This window comes from Microbulbifer maximicatervae (SeqCode), from assembly GCF_052467695.1.
This window is the reverse complement of sequence record NZ_CP174320.1, coordinates 2,998,150-3,017,891: the sequence shown is the minus strand read 5'-3', so window position 1 is coordinate 3,017,891 and position 19,742 is coordinate 2,998,150. Positions and strand designations below refer to the sequence as shown.

The 19,742-nt window shown below is 46.9% G+C and carries 17 protein-coding genes and 1 riboswitch; of the genes, 13 read left to right on the top strand and 4 right to left on the bottom strand.

All coding sequences use genetic code 11. The features are described 5' to 3' along the window. Positions 1 to 463 precede the first annotated feature (463 nt). From ACJJI8_RS13280 to pdxH, 3 genes are all read right to left on the bottom strand, one after another. A complete protein-coding gene (locus tag ACJJI8_RS13280) occupies positions 464 to 1,795 on the bottom strand; it encodes an RDD family protein (protein ID WP_444932659.1) in 1,332 nt (443 codons plus the stop codon). Further along, positions 1,795 to 3,486 (bottom strand): Hsp70 family protein, encoded by a 1,692-nt coding sequence (locus ACJJI8_RS13275; RefSeq protein WP_444932658.1) that lies wholly within the window; start codon positions 3,484 to 3,486, stop codon positions 1,795 to 1,797. The genes ACJJI8_RS13280 and ACJJI8_RS13275 overlap by 1 nt, the downstream gene beginning before the upstream one ends. A 236-nt stretch (positions 3,487 to 3,722) precedes the next feature. Further along, positions 3,723 to 4,361, bottom strand: a complete 639-nt coding sequence (gene pdxH, locus ACJJI8_RS13270) for a pyridoxamine 5'-phosphate oxidase (protein ID WP_444932657.1) — start codon at positions 4,359 to 4,361, stop codon at positions 3,723 to 3,725. Positions 4,362 to 4,628: 267 nt separating this feature from the next. Between pdxH and ACJJI8_RS13265 the strand changes: the two genes are divergently transcribed. The 11 genes from ACJJI8_RS13265 (at position 4,629) to ACJJI8_RS13215 (ending at position 15,666) form a co-directional block, all read left to right on the top strand. After that, entirely contained in the window at positions 4,629 to 6,233 is a 1,605-nt protein-coding gene (locus tag ACJJI8_RS13265) for a 5-guanidino-2-oxopentanoate decarboxylase (RefSeq protein WP_444932656.1), read from the top strand. Between the two features lie 28 nt (positions 6,234 to 6,261). Next, positions 6,262 to 7,695 (top strand): aldehyde dehydrogenase family protein, encoded by a 1,434-nt coding sequence (locus ACJJI8_RS13260; protein ID WP_444932655.1) that lies wholly within the window; start codon positions 6,262 to 6,264, stop codon positions 7,693 to 7,695. 65 nt (positions 7,696 to 7,760) lie between these two features. Beyond that, positions 7,761 to 7,887, top strand: a riboswitch (SAM-I-IV-variant riboswitch). A gap of 58 nt (positions 7,888 to 7,945) precedes the next feature. Further along, positions 7,946 to 8,161: a hypothetical protein gene (locus tag ACJJI8_RS13255; protein WP_108732493.1), complete on the top strand. Its 216-nt coding sequence runs from the start codon at positions 7,946 to 7,948 to the stop codon at positions 8,159 to 8,161. Positions 8,162 to 8,239: 78 nt separating this feature from the next. Then, positions 8,240 to 9,439: a glycine C-acetyltransferase gene (locus tag ACJJI8_RS13250; protein ID WP_413665012.1), complete on the top strand. Its 1,200-nt coding sequence runs from the start codon at positions 8,240 to 8,242 to the stop codon at positions 9,437 to 9,439. An 85-nt stretch (positions 9,440 to 9,524) separates the two neighbouring features. After that, positions 9,525 to 10,550 (top strand): L-threonine 3-dehydrogenase, zinc-binding type, encoded by a 1,026-nt coding sequence (tdh, locus tag ACJJI8_RS13245; protein WP_444896565.1) that lies wholly within the window; start codon positions 9,525 to 9,527, stop codon positions 10,548 to 10,550. Positions 10,551 to 11,164: 614 nt separating this feature from the next. After that, the gene (locus tag ACJJI8_RS13240; RefSeq protein ID WP_444932654.1) at positions 11,165 to 11,521 is read left to right on the top strand and encodes a hypothetical protein; all 357 of its coding nucleotides are present in this window, start codon (positions 11,165 to 11,167) and stop codon (positions 11,519 to 11,521) included. Between the two features lie 92 nt (positions 11,522 to 11,613). Then, positions 11,614 to 11,952, top strand: coding sequence for a hypothetical protein (locus ACJJI8_RS13235; protein ID WP_444932653.1), 339 nt, complete (start codon positions 11,614 to 11,616; stop codon positions 11,950 to 11,952). Positions 11,953 to 12,160: 208 nt separating this feature from the next. Beyond that, positions 12,161 to 12,418, top strand: coding sequence for a hypothetical protein (locus ACJJI8_RS13230; protein WP_444932652.1), 258 nt, complete (start codon positions 12,161 to 12,163; stop codon positions 12,416 to 12,418). A 139-nt stretch (positions 12,419 to 12,557) separates the two neighbouring features. Next, positions 12,558 to 12,725, top strand: coding sequence for a hypothetical protein (locus ACJJI8_RS13225; RefSeq protein WP_444932651.1), 168 nt, complete (start codon positions 12,558 to 12,560; stop codon positions 12,723 to 12,725). Between the two features lie 343 nt (positions 12,726 to 13,068). Then, complete coding sequence (locus tag ACJJI8_RS13220; RefSeq protein WP_444932650.1) at positions 13,069 to 14,145, top strand: helix-turn-helix domain-containing protein; 1,077 nt, start codon at positions 13,069 to 13,071, stop codon at positions 14,143 to 14,145. Between the two features lie 90 nt (positions 14,146 to 14,235). Further along, on the top strand, positions 14,236 to 15,666 hold the full coding sequence (locus ACJJI8_RS13215; protein ID WP_444932649.1) for an amidohydrolase family protein: 1,431 nt from the start codon (positions 14,236 to 14,238) through the stop codon (positions 15,664 to 15,666). A 731-nt stretch (positions 15,667 to 16,397) separates the two neighbouring features. Here the strand turns inward: ACJJI8_RS13215 and ACJJI8_RS13210 are convergent. Then, positions 16,398 to 17,525: an ISAs1 family transposase gene (locus tag ACJJI8_RS13210; RefSeq protein WP_444932648.1), complete on the bottom strand. Its 1,128-nt coding sequence runs from the start codon at positions 17,523 to 17,525 to the stop codon at positions 16,398 to 16,400. A gap of 147 nt (positions 17,526 to 17,672) precedes the next feature. Here ACJJI8_RS13210 and csrA point away from each other — a divergent pair, with 147 nt between their 5' ends. Then, on the top strand, positions 17,673 to 17,846 hold the full coding sequence (gene csrA, locus ACJJI8_RS13205) for a carbon storage regulator CsrA (protein WP_444932647.1): 174 nt from the start codon (positions 17,673 to 17,675) through the stop codon (positions 17,844 to 17,846). A 997-nt stretch (positions 17,847 to 18,843) separates the two neighbouring features. Next, the gene (locus tag ACJJI8_RS13200; RefSeq protein WP_444932646.1) at positions 18,844 to 19,671 is read left to right on the top strand and encodes a rhomboid family intramembrane serine protease; all 828 of its coding nucleotides are present in this window, start codon (positions 18,844 to 18,846) and stop codon (positions 19,669 to 19,671) included. Positions 19,672 to 19,742 lie beyond the last annotated feature (71 nt).

Sequence of the window (19,742 nt, the reverse complement as noted above, 5' to 3'; positions counted from 1 at the left end):
TTTACCCACCGCAATACTATTAGAAGAGAAGAGGCAACAAATACGCCCAAATTGACGATTGACCACACTTTAGCCCATCAAGCATTTTTCCCGGAGTAGCCAGAAATCGGGAGCCGCCCAACATCCAGACAAAGAACAAATATTCCAAAACGCAAATTCCAGTAGCCTCCAAAGTTGCAATACTCTCTAGTTTCTCAGAGGCCTTCATTAGAAAAGTCGATGTCGGAAAACCAACAACCACATTAGGTAGAAACAAACCCAGTAAAACTGGCCATCCTATAACCAACCACCGGTCAAAATAGCACTGTTCGTAGCTATCATTTACATCTTCGTTATTAATCTTTACTACTTCACTCCCACCACGAAGCCCCAGCAAAGGGTCTACTTCAACCTATTGTTTTATCTGTATGACTAATTAATAAATATAATAAGGGAAGAGCGGGAACCAATTCCCGCTCTAAAGCTAAGCTTTTCTCAAACGGCGTAAATGCTCTTCATGAGTCTTACGCATATTAATAACATAAGTGCGACTTAACCGATCATGCAATAATTTATTAACCAGGAAGAAGTTGATAATCCATGCAAAAAGCCCAAATGCACTAGTGAAAGCAAAGCTCACAGTTCTCCAAAGCCCTCGCAAGTATCCAATCCGCCCAAATTTTTGACTGGTTACTCGATAGCCCATTATATACTTGCCAGGTGTTGCCTGAAGTTTGGAACACTCGAACAACCAAGCAAATAACAGGTAGGCTCCAAAACAAAAAGGTATGACTTTTGCGGCTGCTACAGCTTCCGGCAATCCAAAGATTTTCATCATCGCCGCAGTTGCAAGAGAGCCTACGGCCATATAAGTCATAACCAAGTCTAAAAAGAATGCAACGCCTCTAGGTACAACATCACCAAAAAAGTACTTTTCATAGCGCTCTTCAAATTCAGCCTCACTTTGTGCCTCTACCTTGCCCCCGCCACGAAGCCCTTGCAAAGGATCAATACGGGACTCATGAACTTCCAAGCTATTAAATATGCTATTGCACAACTTTTCGTCAAGCGCTTGGTAGAGGTAAGACGCATTCCCTCGCCAATCGAACAATTGATCACAGTATTGCAGGATGTTCGGCGTTACTTGTCGGCGAAACCTTGCGGATTTCCCCCCCTCTACAGCATTTTGATTAAATTGGGCAAAGCGTTCAAATACAGAAAGGCCTAAGTTCCAATTATACTCCTCATCCAGCATATAGGGACTCTTGGTGAGAAAGCCCCAACTTTTCTCCAAGCTCATTTCCAAGTGATTATTGAGCATCTCATCAACTTGCTTAAGCACCCGCCGAAATTCTTCAATACGCAAATCTCTAGCTGGGTCTTGCGCTTCCCGAGATTCACTTGTCTGCGTATCAGGGGATACACCTTCGCTCTGTTCCAAGGGGTCAGAAACGCCCTCTTGCTTCGCTGGGTGTTCTTCAGCTGCGAGCGGAGTTAACACTTCATCAGTGGAAGGCCGCACTTCTGTTTCCTGCGCCCCTTCTAATACAGCTACCCTTTCACTGTTAACCTTCTCATGGCTTGTGCTTCCTGCCTGCCCTAGTGAAGGAGTTTCCAAGGAGGCTTCCGCATGCCCGGCAGTCTCCTCTTGCAATTGCTCAGCCAGTTTCAATGCTTGCTTATAAGCTGTATGAAGTGCCTGGAATTCTTCCGGCTTTTCATCAGGGCGGGTTTGCTTTAGTTTTTTTGCATAAGCGCGCTTAATCGCCCGAGCATCAGTGATGGGGTTAATTTCAAGAATGGCCCAGGGATTCATCAAATCCAATCCTCGCCATCCAACCGATCCAGAATTTCACTAACCTCAGTTCGAGCCTTAATAATTTCTGTAGGGTTTTGCCTTTCTAGGACGCTATCAAAGGATGACAGTAATTTGGCAATATACTCACGCTGCTCGCCCAGACTGGATTCATACAAGCGCTCACCACGAGCAATGATTGCCTGGTTTTTTTCATCTTCACGGGGGTGGAATTTCAGTTTTGCCAGCTTTTGCAGGGCTTCAGCCTTTTGTACATCGGAGAGAGCTCCCGGCGTAAACTCAATTAACTTGTTGAAGGTTTTACCCGTGGAGACCACAGTCACATCCACTTCTAAAAGTCCATTCATATCGTAGGTGTAGCGAATATCTGCCGCCTCTTCCCCTTTAGGCTTTTTCGGCACAGGAACCGTCATCTCACCCAGGTACACATTTTTAGATACCAGACGATTCTCTCCTTGGTATACGTCTACACAAAGTTGGGTTTGATCATCCCGAGCAGTCCACACTCTCCTTACAACACTGACTGGTACAACCGTGTTGCGCTCGATAATAGGCATGAAGTAGGCACCGAGCTGCGGATTATCTTCATTGATAACCCCAGTTCCCAAGGTGTAAGGGCATACATCAGTCAGGACAATATCATCCAGTGCTGAGTTCTTTTCTTTTAAGCCAGCCTGAATAGCTGCTCCCATCGCAACGACAGTGTCCGGGTCCAAATGGCAGGCTGGCAGACGGCCAAACATTCGACCAACCATAGAACGAAACTGGGCCATGCGCGTCGAACCGCCAACCAATACCACTTCATCAATTTTCTGTGGGGGCAAATCAGCATCGCGCATTGCCCGCTCAATTGGCCGCTTCGCTCTTAACAACAGAGGTGTGCTGAGTTTCTCAAACCACTCTGGAGTCACCTGGAATTGCAGGGAGCGCCCATCAAGTTGTAATTCAAGTTTTTGCTCAGGTTGCTGGCTAACTCGACGTTTGGCGCTTTCCATTTGCATATATAAGTTTTGCAAATCGCGAGGGCTTAAGGCTTCTTTCTTAATATCAAACTCAGCCAGGACATCATCGATCATTGCCTCAACGAAATCTTCTCCACCGAGGAAGTTATCTCCGGCACTGGCATGAACTTCCATAATGCCATCGAAAAATTCCAGGATAGAAACATCGAAGGTGCCACCCCCAAGATCTAAAATAAGGAAGTTTCCTTCGCGCTTATCGTGTAAACCGTAAGCAATGGCAGCCGAAGTTGGCTCGTTAATAAGGCGCTCTACTTTTAATCCCGCAAGTTCTCCTGCCAACTTGGTGGCATGGCGCTGATTATCATTAAAATAAGCCGGGACACTGATTACCGCCTCGGTTACCTCTTCACCAAGAAAAGTTTCTGCATCTTCTTTGAGCGCACGTAAAATTAATGAGGAGAGTTCTGTTGCACTAAATTTCTGTTTCCCCAGGGAAACTTTGTGGTCAGTGCCCATTAAGCGCTTAAACGCAGCTACAGTGGCACTACTGTGATTAATAAGACGTTCTTTAGCCGTTTTGCCGACTAGCAATGTGCCAGAATCATCAAGCCCCACAACTGACGGGGTCAAAATTTCACCCAAACGGTTGGGGATTAGTTTTACCCCGTCATCAGTCAGTACCCCGCAAGCACTATTAGTGGTTCCCAAGTCGATACCAATAATGGCCATATTTCCCCTACCTACCCTTGGATTCGAATTGCAAAAACGATCGAATCTATAGAATTTTTAAGACAACAGTTTTAGCTATATTTATGGCGCATTATTCTAAGCGGCCTTGACCACAAATTGCCAGACAAGACACCGCTATAAAACAATATCAGGGGATAGGTACTCACAAAGTGAAGCGTGATTAAGCGGTTAGTTGTGGCCCAAAGGGCTGGGCCACGAAAAGATAAATATAAAAATTAGGGAGCGCGACGCTCTATATTCCAGCTTTCCTTTTCTTCACGGCGATAAATAAAACGATCGTGCAATCTATTTTCACCCCCTTGCCAAAATTCAACCGCATTGGGCACCACACAGTAGCCGCCCCAAAATTCTGGCAATGGAATTGTTTTACCGGCAAAGCGAGCCTTTTCTTTATCAAACTGTTGCTCGAGTTCCTCCCTGGACGAAAGCGGCCGGCTCTGGTGCGAAGCCCACGCGGCCAACTGGCTATCCAGGGGGCGCGACTGGAAATAGGCCTCTGCCTGCTCGCGGGAAACGGGCTCCACCTTCCCATAAACAATCACCTGCCGCTCGAGACGGCACCAGGGAAACAACAGCGACACCTGAGGGTTAACGGCCATATCTCGGGCCTTGTCACTCTGTAAATTGGTATAGAAAACGAAACCCTTCTCATCGAAGCCTTTCAGCAAAACAATACGCTGCGAGGGGTGCCCGTCCGAGTTAGTGGTGGCAAGACACATGGCGCTGGCATCAACTAATTCTGCTTCAACAGCTTCTGCAAGCCACTTGCGAAACTGCTCCACGGGGGTCGGCTTCAATTCAGAGCGCCTTAAACCACCCATTTGGTATTCCCGACGCCATTGATCGATTTCCATGGTGATACTTCCTCGGTTGTTCTAGCTCAAAGTTTATTCAGCGAAGTGCCGGAAGGCTATTGTGCGGCAGACACCTCGTCAAATTCCGCAAAATCTACTGACAGGTAAAGTAACCCAAGCGTACAAAGTTTCCTGCCGCAGTGCCGGGTGAATCTCAATTTTCCTGCGATATTGCCTGTGAAGGTGCAGACTCTGCGGGTGCTTGCACGGCTTTTGGTGGGCCGCTACGCTCACTGCATTTTTACACGAATAAGGAAAATGGTGCTTATGTCCTCTGCGCCCACATGCGCCCAGGTGCTGATGCGCCTGCTGCGCGAATACCAGGTAGAAAAAGTTTTCGGGATTCCCGGCGTACATACCATTGAACTGTATCGCGGCCTGCCCGGTAGCGACTTGATGCATATCACGCCAAGGCATGAGCAGGGCGCCGCCTTTATGGCAGACGGTTATGCCCGCGCCAGCGGCAAGCCCGGTGTCTGTTTCCTGATCACCGGGCCGGGGCTGACCAACGCAGCCACTGCGATGGCGCAAGCTTACTCAGACTCAATTCCTATGCTGGTTATTTCCGCCGTCAATCGCCGGGAAGACCTTGGCATGGGCCGTGGGCGCCTGCATGAGCTACCCCGCCAAAGCGATGCCAGTCGAGGCTTCTGTATCTGGCAGCACACCCTGACTCAGGCAGAACAATTACCGGAAGTGATGGCACGGGCATTCCAGCTATTGCAGTCCAGCCGCCCCGGCCCTGTCCATATCGAAATCCCCATCGATTTATTCCCGGCGCCTATGTCCGGCAATCTGGACGATTACCGCGCGGCTGCCAGTGCCATGGTACCGGCAGCCAACGCGACAGCTATCGCGACCGCAACCCAGTGGCTGCAAGCTGCCGAACGCCCGGTGATTCTCCTGGGCGGTGGCGCGCAATCTGCTGGAGAAGCGGCAACACAGGTATCAGAAAAAATTGCAGCTCCAGTCTTCCTGTCTCTGGCCGCCAAAGGCGTTGTCGATGAAAGACTTCCTCTGTGTGGCGGAGCCAATCTCAGTTTCGACTGCGTGCGTGAGCGAGTAGAAGCTGCCGATGTGGTCTTGGCCGTTGGCACAGAGCTTTCGGAAACCGATCGCAACCTGGTAAGAGAGGATTACGCTTTCTCCGGCAAACTGATCCGTATCGACATTGATCCGGCTCAACTGGTATGCAATGCCCAGCCGGACCTGGCCATCTGTGCCGATGCAACAGAAAGCCTTCAGCAGTTAAGCGAAGCCCTGGTTCAGTGCGAAGAGAGCTCAAAACAGCGCGCAGAAGAGGAAGTTTCACAATTAATCGGTAACTGCCGCAAAGAGTGGTGGGAAGGTTCAGAGGAGCGCTTCCCTTGGGTTGAAGCTCTGCGCGAAGCCCTGCCCGATGAGGGAATTCTGGTTACCGACTCCACACAACTGGCCTATAACACTAACCACGCCTTGCCGCTGTATCACCCTCGCAGCCATATTACCTGCACCACCGGTTACGGCACGCTGGGCTTTGCCCTGCCCGCCTCGATCGGGGCCAAGTTATCCAGTGAGCGGGATGTAGTTGCCTTGATCGGCGATGGCGGCCTGATGTTTACTCTCGGTGAGCTGGCCGTTGCAGTAGAACAGCAGCTGCCCCTGCCAATACTGGTTTGGAATAACAGCGGGTATGGTGAGATTCGCGACTTTATGGATGCCGCAGAAGTACCTCAAGAAGGTGTTAATCTTCGCACTCCGGATTTTGTCGCACTGGCAAAATCTTTTGGCGCTGAAGGTTGCCGCATCGACAAACCACAGCAATTAGCTACGGCAGTCGCAGAAGCCCTGCTACGCAAAACACCAACAATTATCGAAATCACCGCCCCTTGAACTGGCGCGAAGCAAACGGAAGCGTGACATGACAGATTTCAGCAAGCTGCATACCGACAAACTGTTTATCAATGGTGAGTGGCGCGAGCCCCTCGGCACCAGTTCCCATCCTGTGATCAACCCCGCCACTGAAGAAATGATTTGCCAGGTGGTGGAAGGCTCTGCTGAGGATGTGGATATTGCCGTTGCCGCTGCCCGCAGCGCCTTTCGCAAGTGGCGCCATACTAGCGCAGATCAGCGTTCAGCCCTGCTAAATGCCATTGCTGACGGTATGGAAGAGCGCAAGGAAGACTTGATCCAGGCGATCTCACAAACCCTGGGTTGCCCCGCCCATATCACCCGTTGGTTGCATGTGGATGGCCCTATCTACGCCATGCGTTACTACGCCGGTCGCACCTCCATAATGGAAGAGACCGAAAAGGCGGCCCACTCGGTATTAATCCGGGAGCCGATTGGCGTGTGTGGCTTTATTACCCCCTGGAATTATCCTCTGCACCAATTTGTCGGCAAAGTAGCGCCAGCCCTCGCAGCAGGCTGCACCATGATTACCAAGCCTTCGGAAACCACTCCGCTACAGGATTTCGTCATGGCGGAGATTATCCAAGCAGCCGGTGTTCCTGCGGGCGTATTTAACTTGATCCCCGGTGCTGGCTCGGTCGTCGGCGCAGAGCTGTCATCCCACCCGGGAATCGATATGGTGTCCTTTACCGGCTCCACCCGTGCAGGCGTTGAAGTTGCCAAGGCTGCAGCGCCCACAGTAAAAAGGGTCACCCAGGAGCTGGGTGGTAAATCGCCTCTGATTATCACCCCGGACGCGGATCTTAAAGCAGCAGTTCGCTGGGGCTGCGAAGATGTATTCATCAACAGTGGCCAAACCTGCACCGCACTCACCCGTATGCTGGTTCCCGCTGAGCACTATGAAGAGGCGGTGGAAGTTGCCAAGCAGGTGGCTGAAGAAGTGGCCATGGGCACCGATGCCAATGCCTTTATGGGCCCCCTATCTTCCGCTCGCCAACTGGAAATCGTGCGCGGCTACATCAAGAAAGGGATCGAAGAAGGTGCCCGCCTTGTGACTGGCGGCCTCGATCTACCCACCGAGCTGGATAAAGGCTTCTATGTGAAACCCACGGTATTTGCCGACGTTCACAACGAGATGGCCATTGCCCGGGAAGAGATCTTTGGCCCGGTGACCTGCCTGATCCCCTACAAGGATATGGATGAAGCTGTCGCCATTGCCAATGACACCGAATACGGTCTGTCCAGTGGCGTATGGGCTAAAGACGCCGAAAGCGCCATGCCTATTGTTCGTCGCATTGAAGCGGGCCTTTGCTTTGTCAACGGCGGTGAGTTTAACTACGACGCCCCCTTCGGCGGCTACAAGCGCTCTGGCAACGGACGCGAGTTTGGTGAGGCCGGTCTCGGTGAGTTTATCGAACTGAAATCCGTGCAGCTTCCCGCATAAACTTCTGCACCGCCCTCTAATGGGGGCGGTACTGTTGACTGCTAATCCCCTCCCCGTTATCTTTGCTCGCACATCACGAGAGTGGCTGACGCCAACGCCAACCTGCCGACCGGGGCAAGGTGGTTCTCTCTCTGCGGCACACAAGGCCTGCGGGGAGGATGGGGCTCTACCAGAGCAAACCAACCGGATTAGCGAACATCACTTCGCCGCTTCCACGTCAGTCCTCCATAGTTTTACCATTGGAGGGACCATGTCCGAATCACCGTTTTCCAGTAAAGACATTATCGAAATTCAAATCGCCAGCCAAAGAAGCCACACGGCAGTACGCGCGGTGAGAAGAGGTGATCGTCAGTTGTTGTGGCAACTACTGTTCGACACTGCCGAAGAGGCATTAAAATTTGCCACCAGTTGCCGCGCCAGTGAGCACCCTATTTCGGCCCATGAGGCCTGCGAACTGGCGGGATAAAGTAGAACCAACAGGCGCCGCGAGCTCGCGCCCGTTACCCTGTGCCAAGAGCACCCGACAGGAGCTAAAAACAATACCATGTCAAAGCCAGAACAATTCTTTGAGCACCTGCGCAGCGAACTCAAACAGATCGATGCAGATGGCCTGTACAAACGCGAGCGGATTATTACCTCCCAGCAGGCCGCTGAGATCCAGGTGAACAACGACACCCAGGTACTGAATTTTTGTGCGAACAACTACCTGGGTCTGGCCAACCACCCGGACTTGATTGAAGCAGCCAAAGAGGGGCTCGAACAGTACGGCTTCGGCATGGCATCGGTGCGCTTTATCTGCGGCACCCAGGACATTCACAAAGCGCTAGAATCGCGCCTGTCTGAATTCCTGGAAACCGAAGACACCATTCTTTACACCTCTTGCTTCGACGCCAATGGCGGCCTGTTTGAAACGCTGCTGGGCCCGGAAGATGCCATCATCTCCGACTCCCTCAACCACGCCTCCATCATCGACGGTGTGCGCCTGTGTAAAGCCAAGCGCTACCGCTACGCCAACAACGATATGGCGGAACTGGAGAAGCAGCTACAGGCCGCAGACGCCGCTGGCGCCAAGACCAAGCTGATCGCCACCGATGGCGTTTTCTCTATGGACGGAGTTATCGCCAACCTCAAAGCCGTGTGCGACTTGGCCGACCAATACAATGCCCTGGTAATGGTGGACGACTCCCACGCAGTGGGCTTCCTCGGTGACCACGGCCGTGGCACTCATGAATACTGCGATGTGATTGACCGCGTCGATATTATTACCGGCACCCTGGGCAAGGCCCTGGGCGGCGCTTCCGGCGGCTTTACTTCTGGCCGCAAGGAAATTATCGATATCCTGCGCCAGCGTTCGCGCCCCTACCTGTTCTCCAACTCTGTAGCCCCGGCGATCGTCACCGCCTCCCTGAAAGTGTTGGATATGCTGACTGAAGGCGGCGAGCTGCGTGAACAGCTGCGCGACAACTCCGCATACTTCCGCAAGCGCATGTCCGAAGCTGGCTTTACCCTGGCCGGTGCCGACCACCCGATCATCCCGGTGATGATTGGCGATGCTGCCCTGGCGCAGAAAATGGCTGACAAGATGCTGGAGCGCGGCATCTACGTAGTGGGCTTCTTCTATCCGGTAGTGCCCAAGGGCCAAGCCCGCATCCGCACCCAGATGTCCGCCGCCCACACCCGCGAGCAGCTCGACCAGTGTATTGATGCCTTCATTGAAGTTGGCCGCGAACTGAATATTATCTAAACCAAACAGCGGTGCTGATACGCTAATTCTCACAAGGAATTCACCGGAGCGGCGCCGCGCCCTGCCATTTGTAGTTTTAAAAACAATGAAAGCACTATCCAAGCTGAAATCTGAAGTGGGAATCTGGCTCACCGATGTGGAAATCCCCACACCGGGCCACAACGACCTGCTGATCAAGATTCACAAAACCGCGATTTGCGGTACCGACATGCATATCTACAACTGGGATGAATGGTCTCAAAAGACGATTCCTGTCCCCATGGTGGTTGGCCACGAATATGTGGGTGAAGTTGTCGGTATGGGGCAGGAAGTTGCAGGTTTCCAGGTGGGCGACCGTGTTTCTGGTGAAGGCCATATTACTTGCGGCCACTGCCGCAACTGTCGCGCCGGCCGCCGCCACTTGTGCCGCAACACTTACGGTGTCGGTGTAGACCGCCCCGGAGCTTTTGCCGAGTATCTGGTAATCCCCGCGCTCAATGCCTTCAAGATCCCAGATAACATTTCTGACGATCTCGCCTCTATTTTCGATCCCCTCGGTAATGCGGTACACACGGCCCTGTCTTTCGACCTGGTGGGCGAAGATGTACTGATTACCGGCGCCGGCCCTATCGGTATTATGGCCGCAGCAGTCGCCAAACATGTTGGCGCACGCCATGTAGTTATCACCGATATCAATGAATACCGCCTGGACCTGGCACGCAAGATGGGCGCCACCCGTGCGGTAAACGTTGCCAAGGAAAACCTCAGCGATGTGATGAACGAGCTGGGAATGAGCGAAGGCTTTGATGTTGGCCTGGAGATGTCCGGCGTACCCGTCGCCTTCCGCGATATGATCGCCGCGATGAATCACGGGGGCAAAATTGCCATGCTCGGTATCCCCGCAGGTGAAATGGCGATCGACTGGGGGCAGGTTATTTTTAAAGGCCTGATGATCAAAGGTATTTACGGCCGTGAGATGTTTGAGACCTGGTACAAAATGGCCAGCCTGATTCAATCCGGCCTGGATTTAACCCCAATTATTACTCACCAGTTTTCGATCGATGACTTCCAACAAGGCTTCGATACCATGGGATCTGGTGAATCCGGTAAGGTTATCCTGAACTGGAAATAAGTCCCAATGGCTGCAGGTTTCCTGCAGCCATTCCTACTTACTTTTCAGTAATACTTCGTACCCCTCCCATTTCTAGCACCCAGTATCCGCATACACTTCAAGCGAGACCGGTAATAAGAGACTTCAAAAACTTCAATTATCTCAGGAAATTATATCTTTTGATTTAAAGTAGAGACTCGTAAAATCACCTTATGCCAATTTTTCCATTATGAAATTTTCAAAAATAAGTTATATCATCTTCCATATAAGATAGAAAAATTTACATATAGATCTCATCCAATCAAAATCTGGAATAATCACCCTAAGAATCCCTACCCTTGTTTAAGGTAATCGAACCACTCGATATTTCAGCTCTTTTCTACCAAACCATAAGCACTTCCCCGAGCAGCCTGAGGCTAAATCATAGCCACAGCAACCACTACCCCCCACCTCAACAATTCTCTCTAAATTAGTATACGGAAAATATATTTACCTACCCCTGAAAAGCATGAGATAGTAGCCACAGTGTTCACCGTGATGTTTGCACAATCGTTCCAAGATATTAGAGTGTTATAGCCTTCTAATTTTGTTAATTTCGGGCAGCAGCCATAATACTAACTAGGTAAATATTAAGTATGTTAAGAGTTGAAGCTTTTAAACTGATAAGCTTAGCGACAGTACTATCAGTAATTTCTATGCCACTACAAGCATATGAATATGTTGAGAAAATGAATATAACAAATGTGGGGGTCAGCAATACTTCAAACACATTTGTCGTATATGTTGACCGAGAAGTTCCGGGTTCTGTTTGTTCTGAGACAAATAGATTCAAGTTTTCCCTTGATGATAAAGATGCCACAGACATTATAGTAACACTGGCTACTAGTGCATTCATCGCCAATAAACCAGTACAATTTCAGTATGATGTTGGGGAATCAAACTGCCTATCAAAGGGGCAATCAGCCGGTTTTGTTAAGCTGTTTCACGACTAAAACAACCGTACAAAATATTACAGCCAACCACTAAAGCTGAGCTTCTAAGCACAACCTTACACCAACTAACATCAAAGGGAATAAAAGTAACAGTGAAAAAAATATTCAACAAAAAAATTCTAGCCATTAGTGCACTAGTAGTATCCAACGCAGCTCAAGCCGCACTACCAAATACCGAGCAGACAATCACCATGATTGATATCCATAGCGATTATGCAATTATTTGGCTATCTACAGATCTATCAAGCCCGCCACCATCTTCATGCGCAGAGTACAAAGCCGTATCCTGTAATATTGGTGAGGAATTCTGTAGTCTCATGACTAGTGTGGCCCTATCCGCCAAGGCTATGAACAAGCAGGTTGAATTTGCATTTGATAATTCATGCAATGATGAGTTTGGTAACGCTTCCAGATTCAGGATGATGGATTAAAATATTTGATGTCTTTTTAGCGAAACAAAGGCACTTCCAGCAAAATCTTCATTTTAGATTTTCTGCAGGTGCCTTTGATATCATATTTTGAGCAAAGACATACGTAACCTCCCATAAAATAAAGATTTAACGAATTTTATTCGACATATTAAAAAGCAAAACTCAACCTAACTTTACCCACTATTGCTATATTAACCAACCCTAAAAAATGAAAGATTGGACACTCATTAACAGCGACAAATTTGGACCCACATCAAAAATTATGGCAGTTTTTAAAGTTGGACCGCCACTTAAGGATTTAGCCACCCCTTGCATAAAAATAAAAATTCTTGAAAATAAAAGTGGAAAGTTTATTGGCACCCCAAATATTGCGGTAATGAGTCAAGATGACCATCCCCAATGGATCAGCTGCTTCGGAGAAACGCCGGAGGCAGCATTAATAGATTACTCTCGAAGAATTTTATAACACAACCAAAAAAGTTAGCGAAGAGGATTTTGTCTATAGCAAAAGTGGTGATTTTCTTTAACCCGGCCAAATAATGAACCGTCAAAATCACCTTTTGATTGAACTTCCCTACCTCAACGTTATGTGTAATTAGATACCAATGGACAAACAAGAAAAGCCATTAATTGAAATCAGAGATGAACTTAAAAATTTGAATGTACAAATAAAATGGGTTATAGAAAAAGCAAAAAATGCTGAAAAAAACGACAGAGGAAACGAGTCACACATCCAAACTATCGTCAACCCTACAAGAAAGGGAAGACAGTGAGATATTTTGGGGGGAGCCCTTATAGTTATAGGCTTGACTGCTTATGCTTTACTTTCCAAATGAAATATAACCACCTAATTAAGTCCACATCCAAAGGCCTTAGAGCCGACTAACCCTCCGACCCTGATTATTGAAGGGCTTATACAATTACGAAAAACCAGCAAATAAATACATAGCAGTCACCCAGTATTATGAAATATGAAAACTGCAATATATTGAGAAAATTTTGGCTATAAAATATGTACCACTGACACCTCATAATATAGCTCAACAGGAAGCTTCAAATGATATTCCCACTTAAGGAATTCTGTTTATCGATTTATAGCTTATAATTTGAGCAAATATGGTAAGTTACTCCGCATCTAATTTTTTACAGATAGCCTTTATCACCCTGTCGATTCTAGGTATTGCATTACTTTGGGCGCAAAATCGTTTTACAGCAATGCGATACCTGTTAGGCACCACTGCATTATTGATGGTATTTAATTTTGTAGAAGAAACGAAAGTGGTTAATCTTGGTTATTTAATCACGCCATCGTTCTCATTATTGATGGGCCCATTATTTTTTGCTGTGGCTGCACAATTAATATCCACCAATTATCAACAACAGCGTAAACACTGGGTGCACTTAGTACCAGCAGCAATCAGTTTATTATTTAATCACTGGCCTCAGTGGGTTTTAGCGGCCGGTACTTTAAGTCAGATTGTTTATTTCTCATTAAGTATAAAAGCGCTTATTCGATATCAACATATCTTGCCCCAAAACCGCTCCGATGCTAACAAATTGAGAGCTGATTGGGTTAAGCGTATCCTATGGGTTCTGGTTGGCGTTGCACTGGTGGATGCAGTGCGGCATAACTTGCAACCTTACTTACCCATTCCTCTTTTGCTCAGATGGTACCTTGTTATGCAGCTGAGCTATTTTTTGATTGTTGCTTTGCTTGTAATTCGCGCGGTTAGGGAACCGCAGCTATTTGCGGGTTTAACAGATGGCGAACAAGCCCTGGGCTTATCCGTAATAGAAGGTTGTGATAAGGGAAAGTGCAAAGCTGACGAAACGACTCAGGCGGATGCCCTTTTCAAGGAGCTTAACAAACAGGTTCATAGTCAACAGCTCTATCGCCTACCAAGGTTATCCCTTCGGGACTTGGCACAACATACAGGGCTTGGAGAGAAAGATATTTCCTGGGCCATCAATCAGGGCTATGGCGGTAACTTTAATGACTATGTTAATGCTCAGCGTTTGGCAGGTGTAGTTTCGCAACTTGATTCAGCAAAAGAGAGTGATTCGGACAAAAAAGTTCGTCTCCTCGATATTGCACTTGAAGCGGGCTTTAACTCTAAATCCAGCTTCAACAGCCTGTTTAAGCGCCACCTTGGGATGACTCCTAGTCAGTATTTAGCAGCAAAACCTCAATAATGGTTACTTTGAACGTGCAAAATCTGGATTTCGGACGCCAGAAGCTGATAATTTTGGCATTTTGGCCTCTTTGATTCAAAAGAGGTCATTATGAAGTTTTCTTCCTATTTTGCTCGTTCATGGAAAGCAGCGGTAGCTATTTTAGTGTTCATTAGCGTTGCTGCGCTCGGATCTTGGGGATGTGCATGGTACATCCCTCCCTCTTCCTACGGGTTAGCTGAACAGAATTCTCGCATTGTAGTTACCGATATCACAGTCATCGACACCCAGAATAATACAGCCGTAAGTAACCAAAACCTTGTCATTCAAGATGGAAGAATTGCCCAAATAACTAGCGATGTAATACCTGAGATTGAAGGCGAGCTGAGGATTAATGGCCTGGGTAAATATGTGATGCCAGGCTTAATCGATATGCACAGCCATGTATGGGGGCGGTCCGATCTATTAGCTATGTTAGCGCACGGAGTCACTCGCACAAGAGTTATGGCTGGAAATTCCCCTCAGCGTATTCTTAAAAAATGGATCGATACTGGGAATATAGCCGGCCCTCATATGGTGTTATCCGGTGCACCTGTTAATCAACATTCCCACTATGCCAGTGGCCGACACCACAAGTTTATTGGTAGTAAAGAAGAGGCTCGCCAGCTGGTTCGCCAGCAATATCAGCAGGGGTACCAACAAGTTAAAGTTTATGACGGCTTATCCCGTGAGGTTTTCTTCGCTATAGCTGATGAGGCGCAAAAGCTCGGCATGCCTTTAGCTGGCCACCCGCCTTTTGGTATTACTCTCAATGAATACTTATCGGCTAAACCGCAGTCATTAGAGCATGTGGAAATGATCTTTCAGGCACATTTGAACTACGATTATCAGCAGGAGAGTTTCGATAAAATTGTGCAGCAACTTTTAGATAGCAACGTACCAGTTAGCCCTACATTAATCGTATATGACAACGTAGCACAGATCGCTCAGCATGGGCCAGACTACTGGCACAGCATAGCTGATGATCTCGAGCTCAATCACCCCGCGATAAAAGCAATGGGTGGGCAGAAGGTTAATGGGATACATAGTGCTAAAGCGCAACAGGATTGGCAGGGTAAATCCAACATTTTCGGAGATATGGCCAAGCAGCTAAACCAAGCCGGTATTGAGATACTGATAGCGTCTGACGGCGGAACTTTCTATACGCTCAACGGCTTGGGCACTATTCAAGAAATGCAACGATTAGTGGAGCTGGGGATTCCTGTTAAAGATGTATTGCGAGCAGCAACCCATCACCCAGCAAAAGCGCTGGGCATTAGCGATAAGGTGGGCTCAGTTTCCACAGGCTTTAATGCCGAACTATTATTGCTCGAAGACGATCCACGAGAAAACTTGAACACACTCACCAAGACCCTAGGGGTAATTTTGGATCAGAGCTACTACGATAGACATAGCCTTAGTAAAATGAAAGAGCTAGCTAAAAGCACAGGATCGAAAAGCAAATTCTATTTTTGGTGGATTGTGGATAATTATATTTATTAGCGACCATGCCAGTCAAATAAACTACTAATGTATCCCTCGAAATAAAAGCCCAGCCGAATTAGAAGGGAATTCCATATTAAAAGGTAGAGTCACCCCACAAAGTTAAGGTGTCCAAACCTACTAATATCTTCACTCAGAACTATCTACTTCGGCTAGTAAGCCATACAAGCCTCGAACACGAAGTTTAAAAATAGATTTTTCAACCTGAGGTTTACTACCAGTGATTCAATGAGTTCGACGTGAGAATTTACAAAATATAGGCACAAAAATGATCTTATTGGAATTTATTAAGTTTGTTTTAATATCAAAGCTACGTAAAATCGATGGATATGTATCGGCATATAAAGTTTACTTGAATGAGTCTTTATGAGGTCCAAATAAGCTACAAGAGAGATTTAAGAGCTCTGAAAAAGACTCACCTACTTAAAGGAGAACGCTAGAGCAATATAAGAATAAGTAAAAGGCGCTGACCCTAGGTGCTACCAACACCAGGGGCCAGCTAACCACATTGATATCTACACTATCAAAATGGCTATATGCATCATACGCTAGATACCCGCTCGTCTTCAATAAAGTGGAGTAGATTCAGCAGCTTGGAGTGTGTCCTCAAGCTCTGGGAGCGTTGCGCCCGCCTTTTCTTCTTCTATGCCTATCGTTCTCGCGCCCCACCTCTTTCAAATCCCACACATTACTTCTTGAATCTTCCCCAGGGCTGTCCCATATAAATCAGTCTAAATGGTGGCTGTAATTATCTTGTCCAAGGTTTCATTATCCCAGCCAGCCTTTTTCCGAAGCCTTTTAATGCTCATGTCTTTTTTAAAGCTGGGCTTTGCCGCTTGCAACTGATTGAGTGCCGAATGCCTCAAGATCGCCATGTTTTCTGGTGCATTTCCTGATCTGAAGCGACTATCATCCTCACGAAAAACCACATCTAAAATCCAGTGTAACGAGTTTTCAACACCCCAGTGAGAGCGAATAATATGATTAAGTTCTGCTGAGCACGGCTCTAAACTACTGATATAGTAGCGCGTTTCGCAACTAGTTCGCCCATCTACAGTTCGCTTCGCCTGGACTGCGATAACACTTCTTAGACCGTGCCATTGCTCTTTACCTCCGAGCCAATCAATACTGTTAGTAGAGAGACATTTTCTGGATTCTATTCGGCCTCGGCTCACCTCTTCCACACAATCAGTATCGACATCCTTGTGGTACTGCATATCGAACAAATTATTAAAATGCGTGGTAATTTGCTGGTGCAGTTTGTCCTGATTGCCCTTCACAGCAATCACATAATCGCCGCCTCGTTCGATAATTTTCTGGGTGATCGTTTTCTGGCAGCCCATGGCGTCAAGCGTAATAATCGCACCATTAAGATCAAGAACCTCCAGTAACTTCGGTATGGCCGTAATCTCATTCGACTTTTCTTCTACTTTTTGCTGAGCAAGGACAAGTCGCGCCTCGGACGCAAAAGCACTCACCATATGTATAGGAGATCGCTTGCTGGCCTGATCGAAGCTGCGCCTTAGCGCCTTGCCATCGATCGCAATTACGTTACCGAGTTCTTGCTGAATACCTTGGACCCACTGCAGAAAGCAGCGCTTAAATTGTTCGGGGTCTAAGCTTGAAATAACACGGCTAAAAGTGTTTTTTGAGGGTATTCCGCTATTTAGCGGGGTGAATCGTTTTAGGTAATCTATTTTAGATTCTGCGAAATCGACAAAATCTCTACAGCTTTCAGCACCACAAATAACACCGCAAAACATGATAAGTAAAATATCGGGCAGGGCGTGCAGCTTGTGCCGATCAACTCGAGGATCTTCCATGTCGTCAAAGTGATGTAAAAGGCTTACGCTATCCATTTTGTCTGAAAAACACTCTATTTATCAAAAAAGATAGCTATTCTAGGTCTATTTTGTTCGTTTTTACACCGATTTATATGGGACAGCCCTGGAATCTTCCCACTGCGGAAGGCTATCTTCTATTTTGCAATTCAGCAGGAACGGAATATGTTAATTTTAAACCGCCGAGTTGGTGAGAACCTCAGAATTGGAGCAAAGATCTCAATCACAATATTGGAAGTTAAGGGAAACCAGATAAGCATCGGCATAGACGCCCCAAAGTCAATATCTGTGCACCGTGAGGAGGTCTATCTGCGTATTAAAAAGAACAAGCGGCAATAGATAGTAGCTACTGATCACAAGTTTGATTTTGTACTACTTAGTGAGTCTATAGCTCGTAAACCCTACAACGGGAAGAGCTGAAGCAGCTGCTTTGTGTGAAGTATTTCAAATCCTGTGCTTGATTGAACTAACAGGCTTTCACAGCCAGGAAGATCTATCGATGTCTACATCGTGCGTACAGCAAAATCATTAACACTCAAAAATAGATTTCACCTAAGTTCAATAATGTACTCACATCGCCACTATAGAAGCTAGCCGCTCAACCAGCTCTCAATGATCAGTGTCAAGCAACAATACTGCACACAGCCCTGCCCTTTAGCTGCTCCACGTCCTTAACTCGGCTAAGGAGAGCCAGAACCTCTCCTTAACCGCCTTAATACTTTGATCTTTTAAGCAAATAACCCCACCTAAATTACTACTTCAATCAAAAATAGAGCCAATTTTCCCCACTAGACTTCTACCACTAAATCGTCAGTTATCCAGAGCAAAAGTTCCTAGAATTCCACTCTGTTTATAGCGCACTTTCTGTATATTTTTTGCCGTTTCAACCTATCTTACACGAGGCCCAAATAAAGTTAGCAAGCGCTAACTCTCCAGGTTTTCGAACATCATGATCGTTATTTTCTTACTATCGATAAATAACACTGAAATAGTATATGATTCAACAAGTTAAGAGCTTTCTGATATTGCTTGATAGTAGTCATGATGATCGTTTTTCCATTTTGTACGATTAGCCCAAATTCGTACAACCTTCTGATTTCAAATGAAAATTGATCTCTCTCCAACTAGATTGATTCCGAGATAGTAATCAGGATAATAGTGATCAGAATGATTACTATATAAATGTTAAGCACAATACAAACTAGAATCGAGAGCAAATCATAAATTGTTTTTCTTCCCCTATAGATTAGACCTGCCATACAAGCAAAGGTTAAAGCTAGCCGGTTCTCCATTTTTTACCTTGTTGTTTGGAGTTGCGTGCGTATTCATATTCATTATGCAAGCTTATAGCGATCGGCAATATGAAAAACGAACTTTGAACTACTGTCAGTATGAGCTAACCCAAGAAGTAATTCCGGTACTAAAAAAGCTATCACCAGAAGGTCTAGTTGTTGGTTGTACAGATTTTATGTTCGAATGGGACATAAATTCAGACAACAAGAGCTTTGATTACCTTGCTTATAAGGCCCAAATCACTCCTTCAGAGCAGAAGTTACTCACAGATGAGTTGAAGCGTTTTAATGCTATCGTTTTAAATGATCCGCTAACCGTAGAGTGGTGGCATGACCCGCTTAATTCAGAAGTGAGCCAGTACATTACATCATCCTTTTTACATGCAGATTGGGAGCACTTGTTCTTCAACTTGGTGTTCTTTTTCGCCTTTTCGCTAGTAATAGAACAACTACTAGGCAGTGCAATCTATCTTCTTTTCTTTACGCTCTGTTGTATTGCGACTGGTATTTCCTACGAATCAAACCTGTTTGGAGTTTATAGCCATCTTCCGACACTAGGGCTTTCCGGTGTCGTTATGGGGTTAATGACATTAACAGCATGCATCTATCCGTTTAAAAGAATGGCTGTATTTGTTTGGTTTCTTATAGTTCTCACGACGATAAGAGTTCCTGTTATTTTACTAGTGAGCTTTTACGTTCTATCAGACATCTATGGCATTGCGTATCTTATAGGAGAAAATAACGTTAATTATGTTGCTCACTTGGCAGGCTCCGCAATGGGCATAGCTTTTGCGCTTCTTGTCTGCCTCTATAATCATGTGTTTCGCAGCAAAGAAAGTGCTGCTAAATCCGAATGCGAAGGAGGTGCTTAACAAGTTGCTCAAGTACACTCCGCCGCAAAGGGCGCGGCCTCCGCGGGACAGTCTACACTACGTTTCGGCTG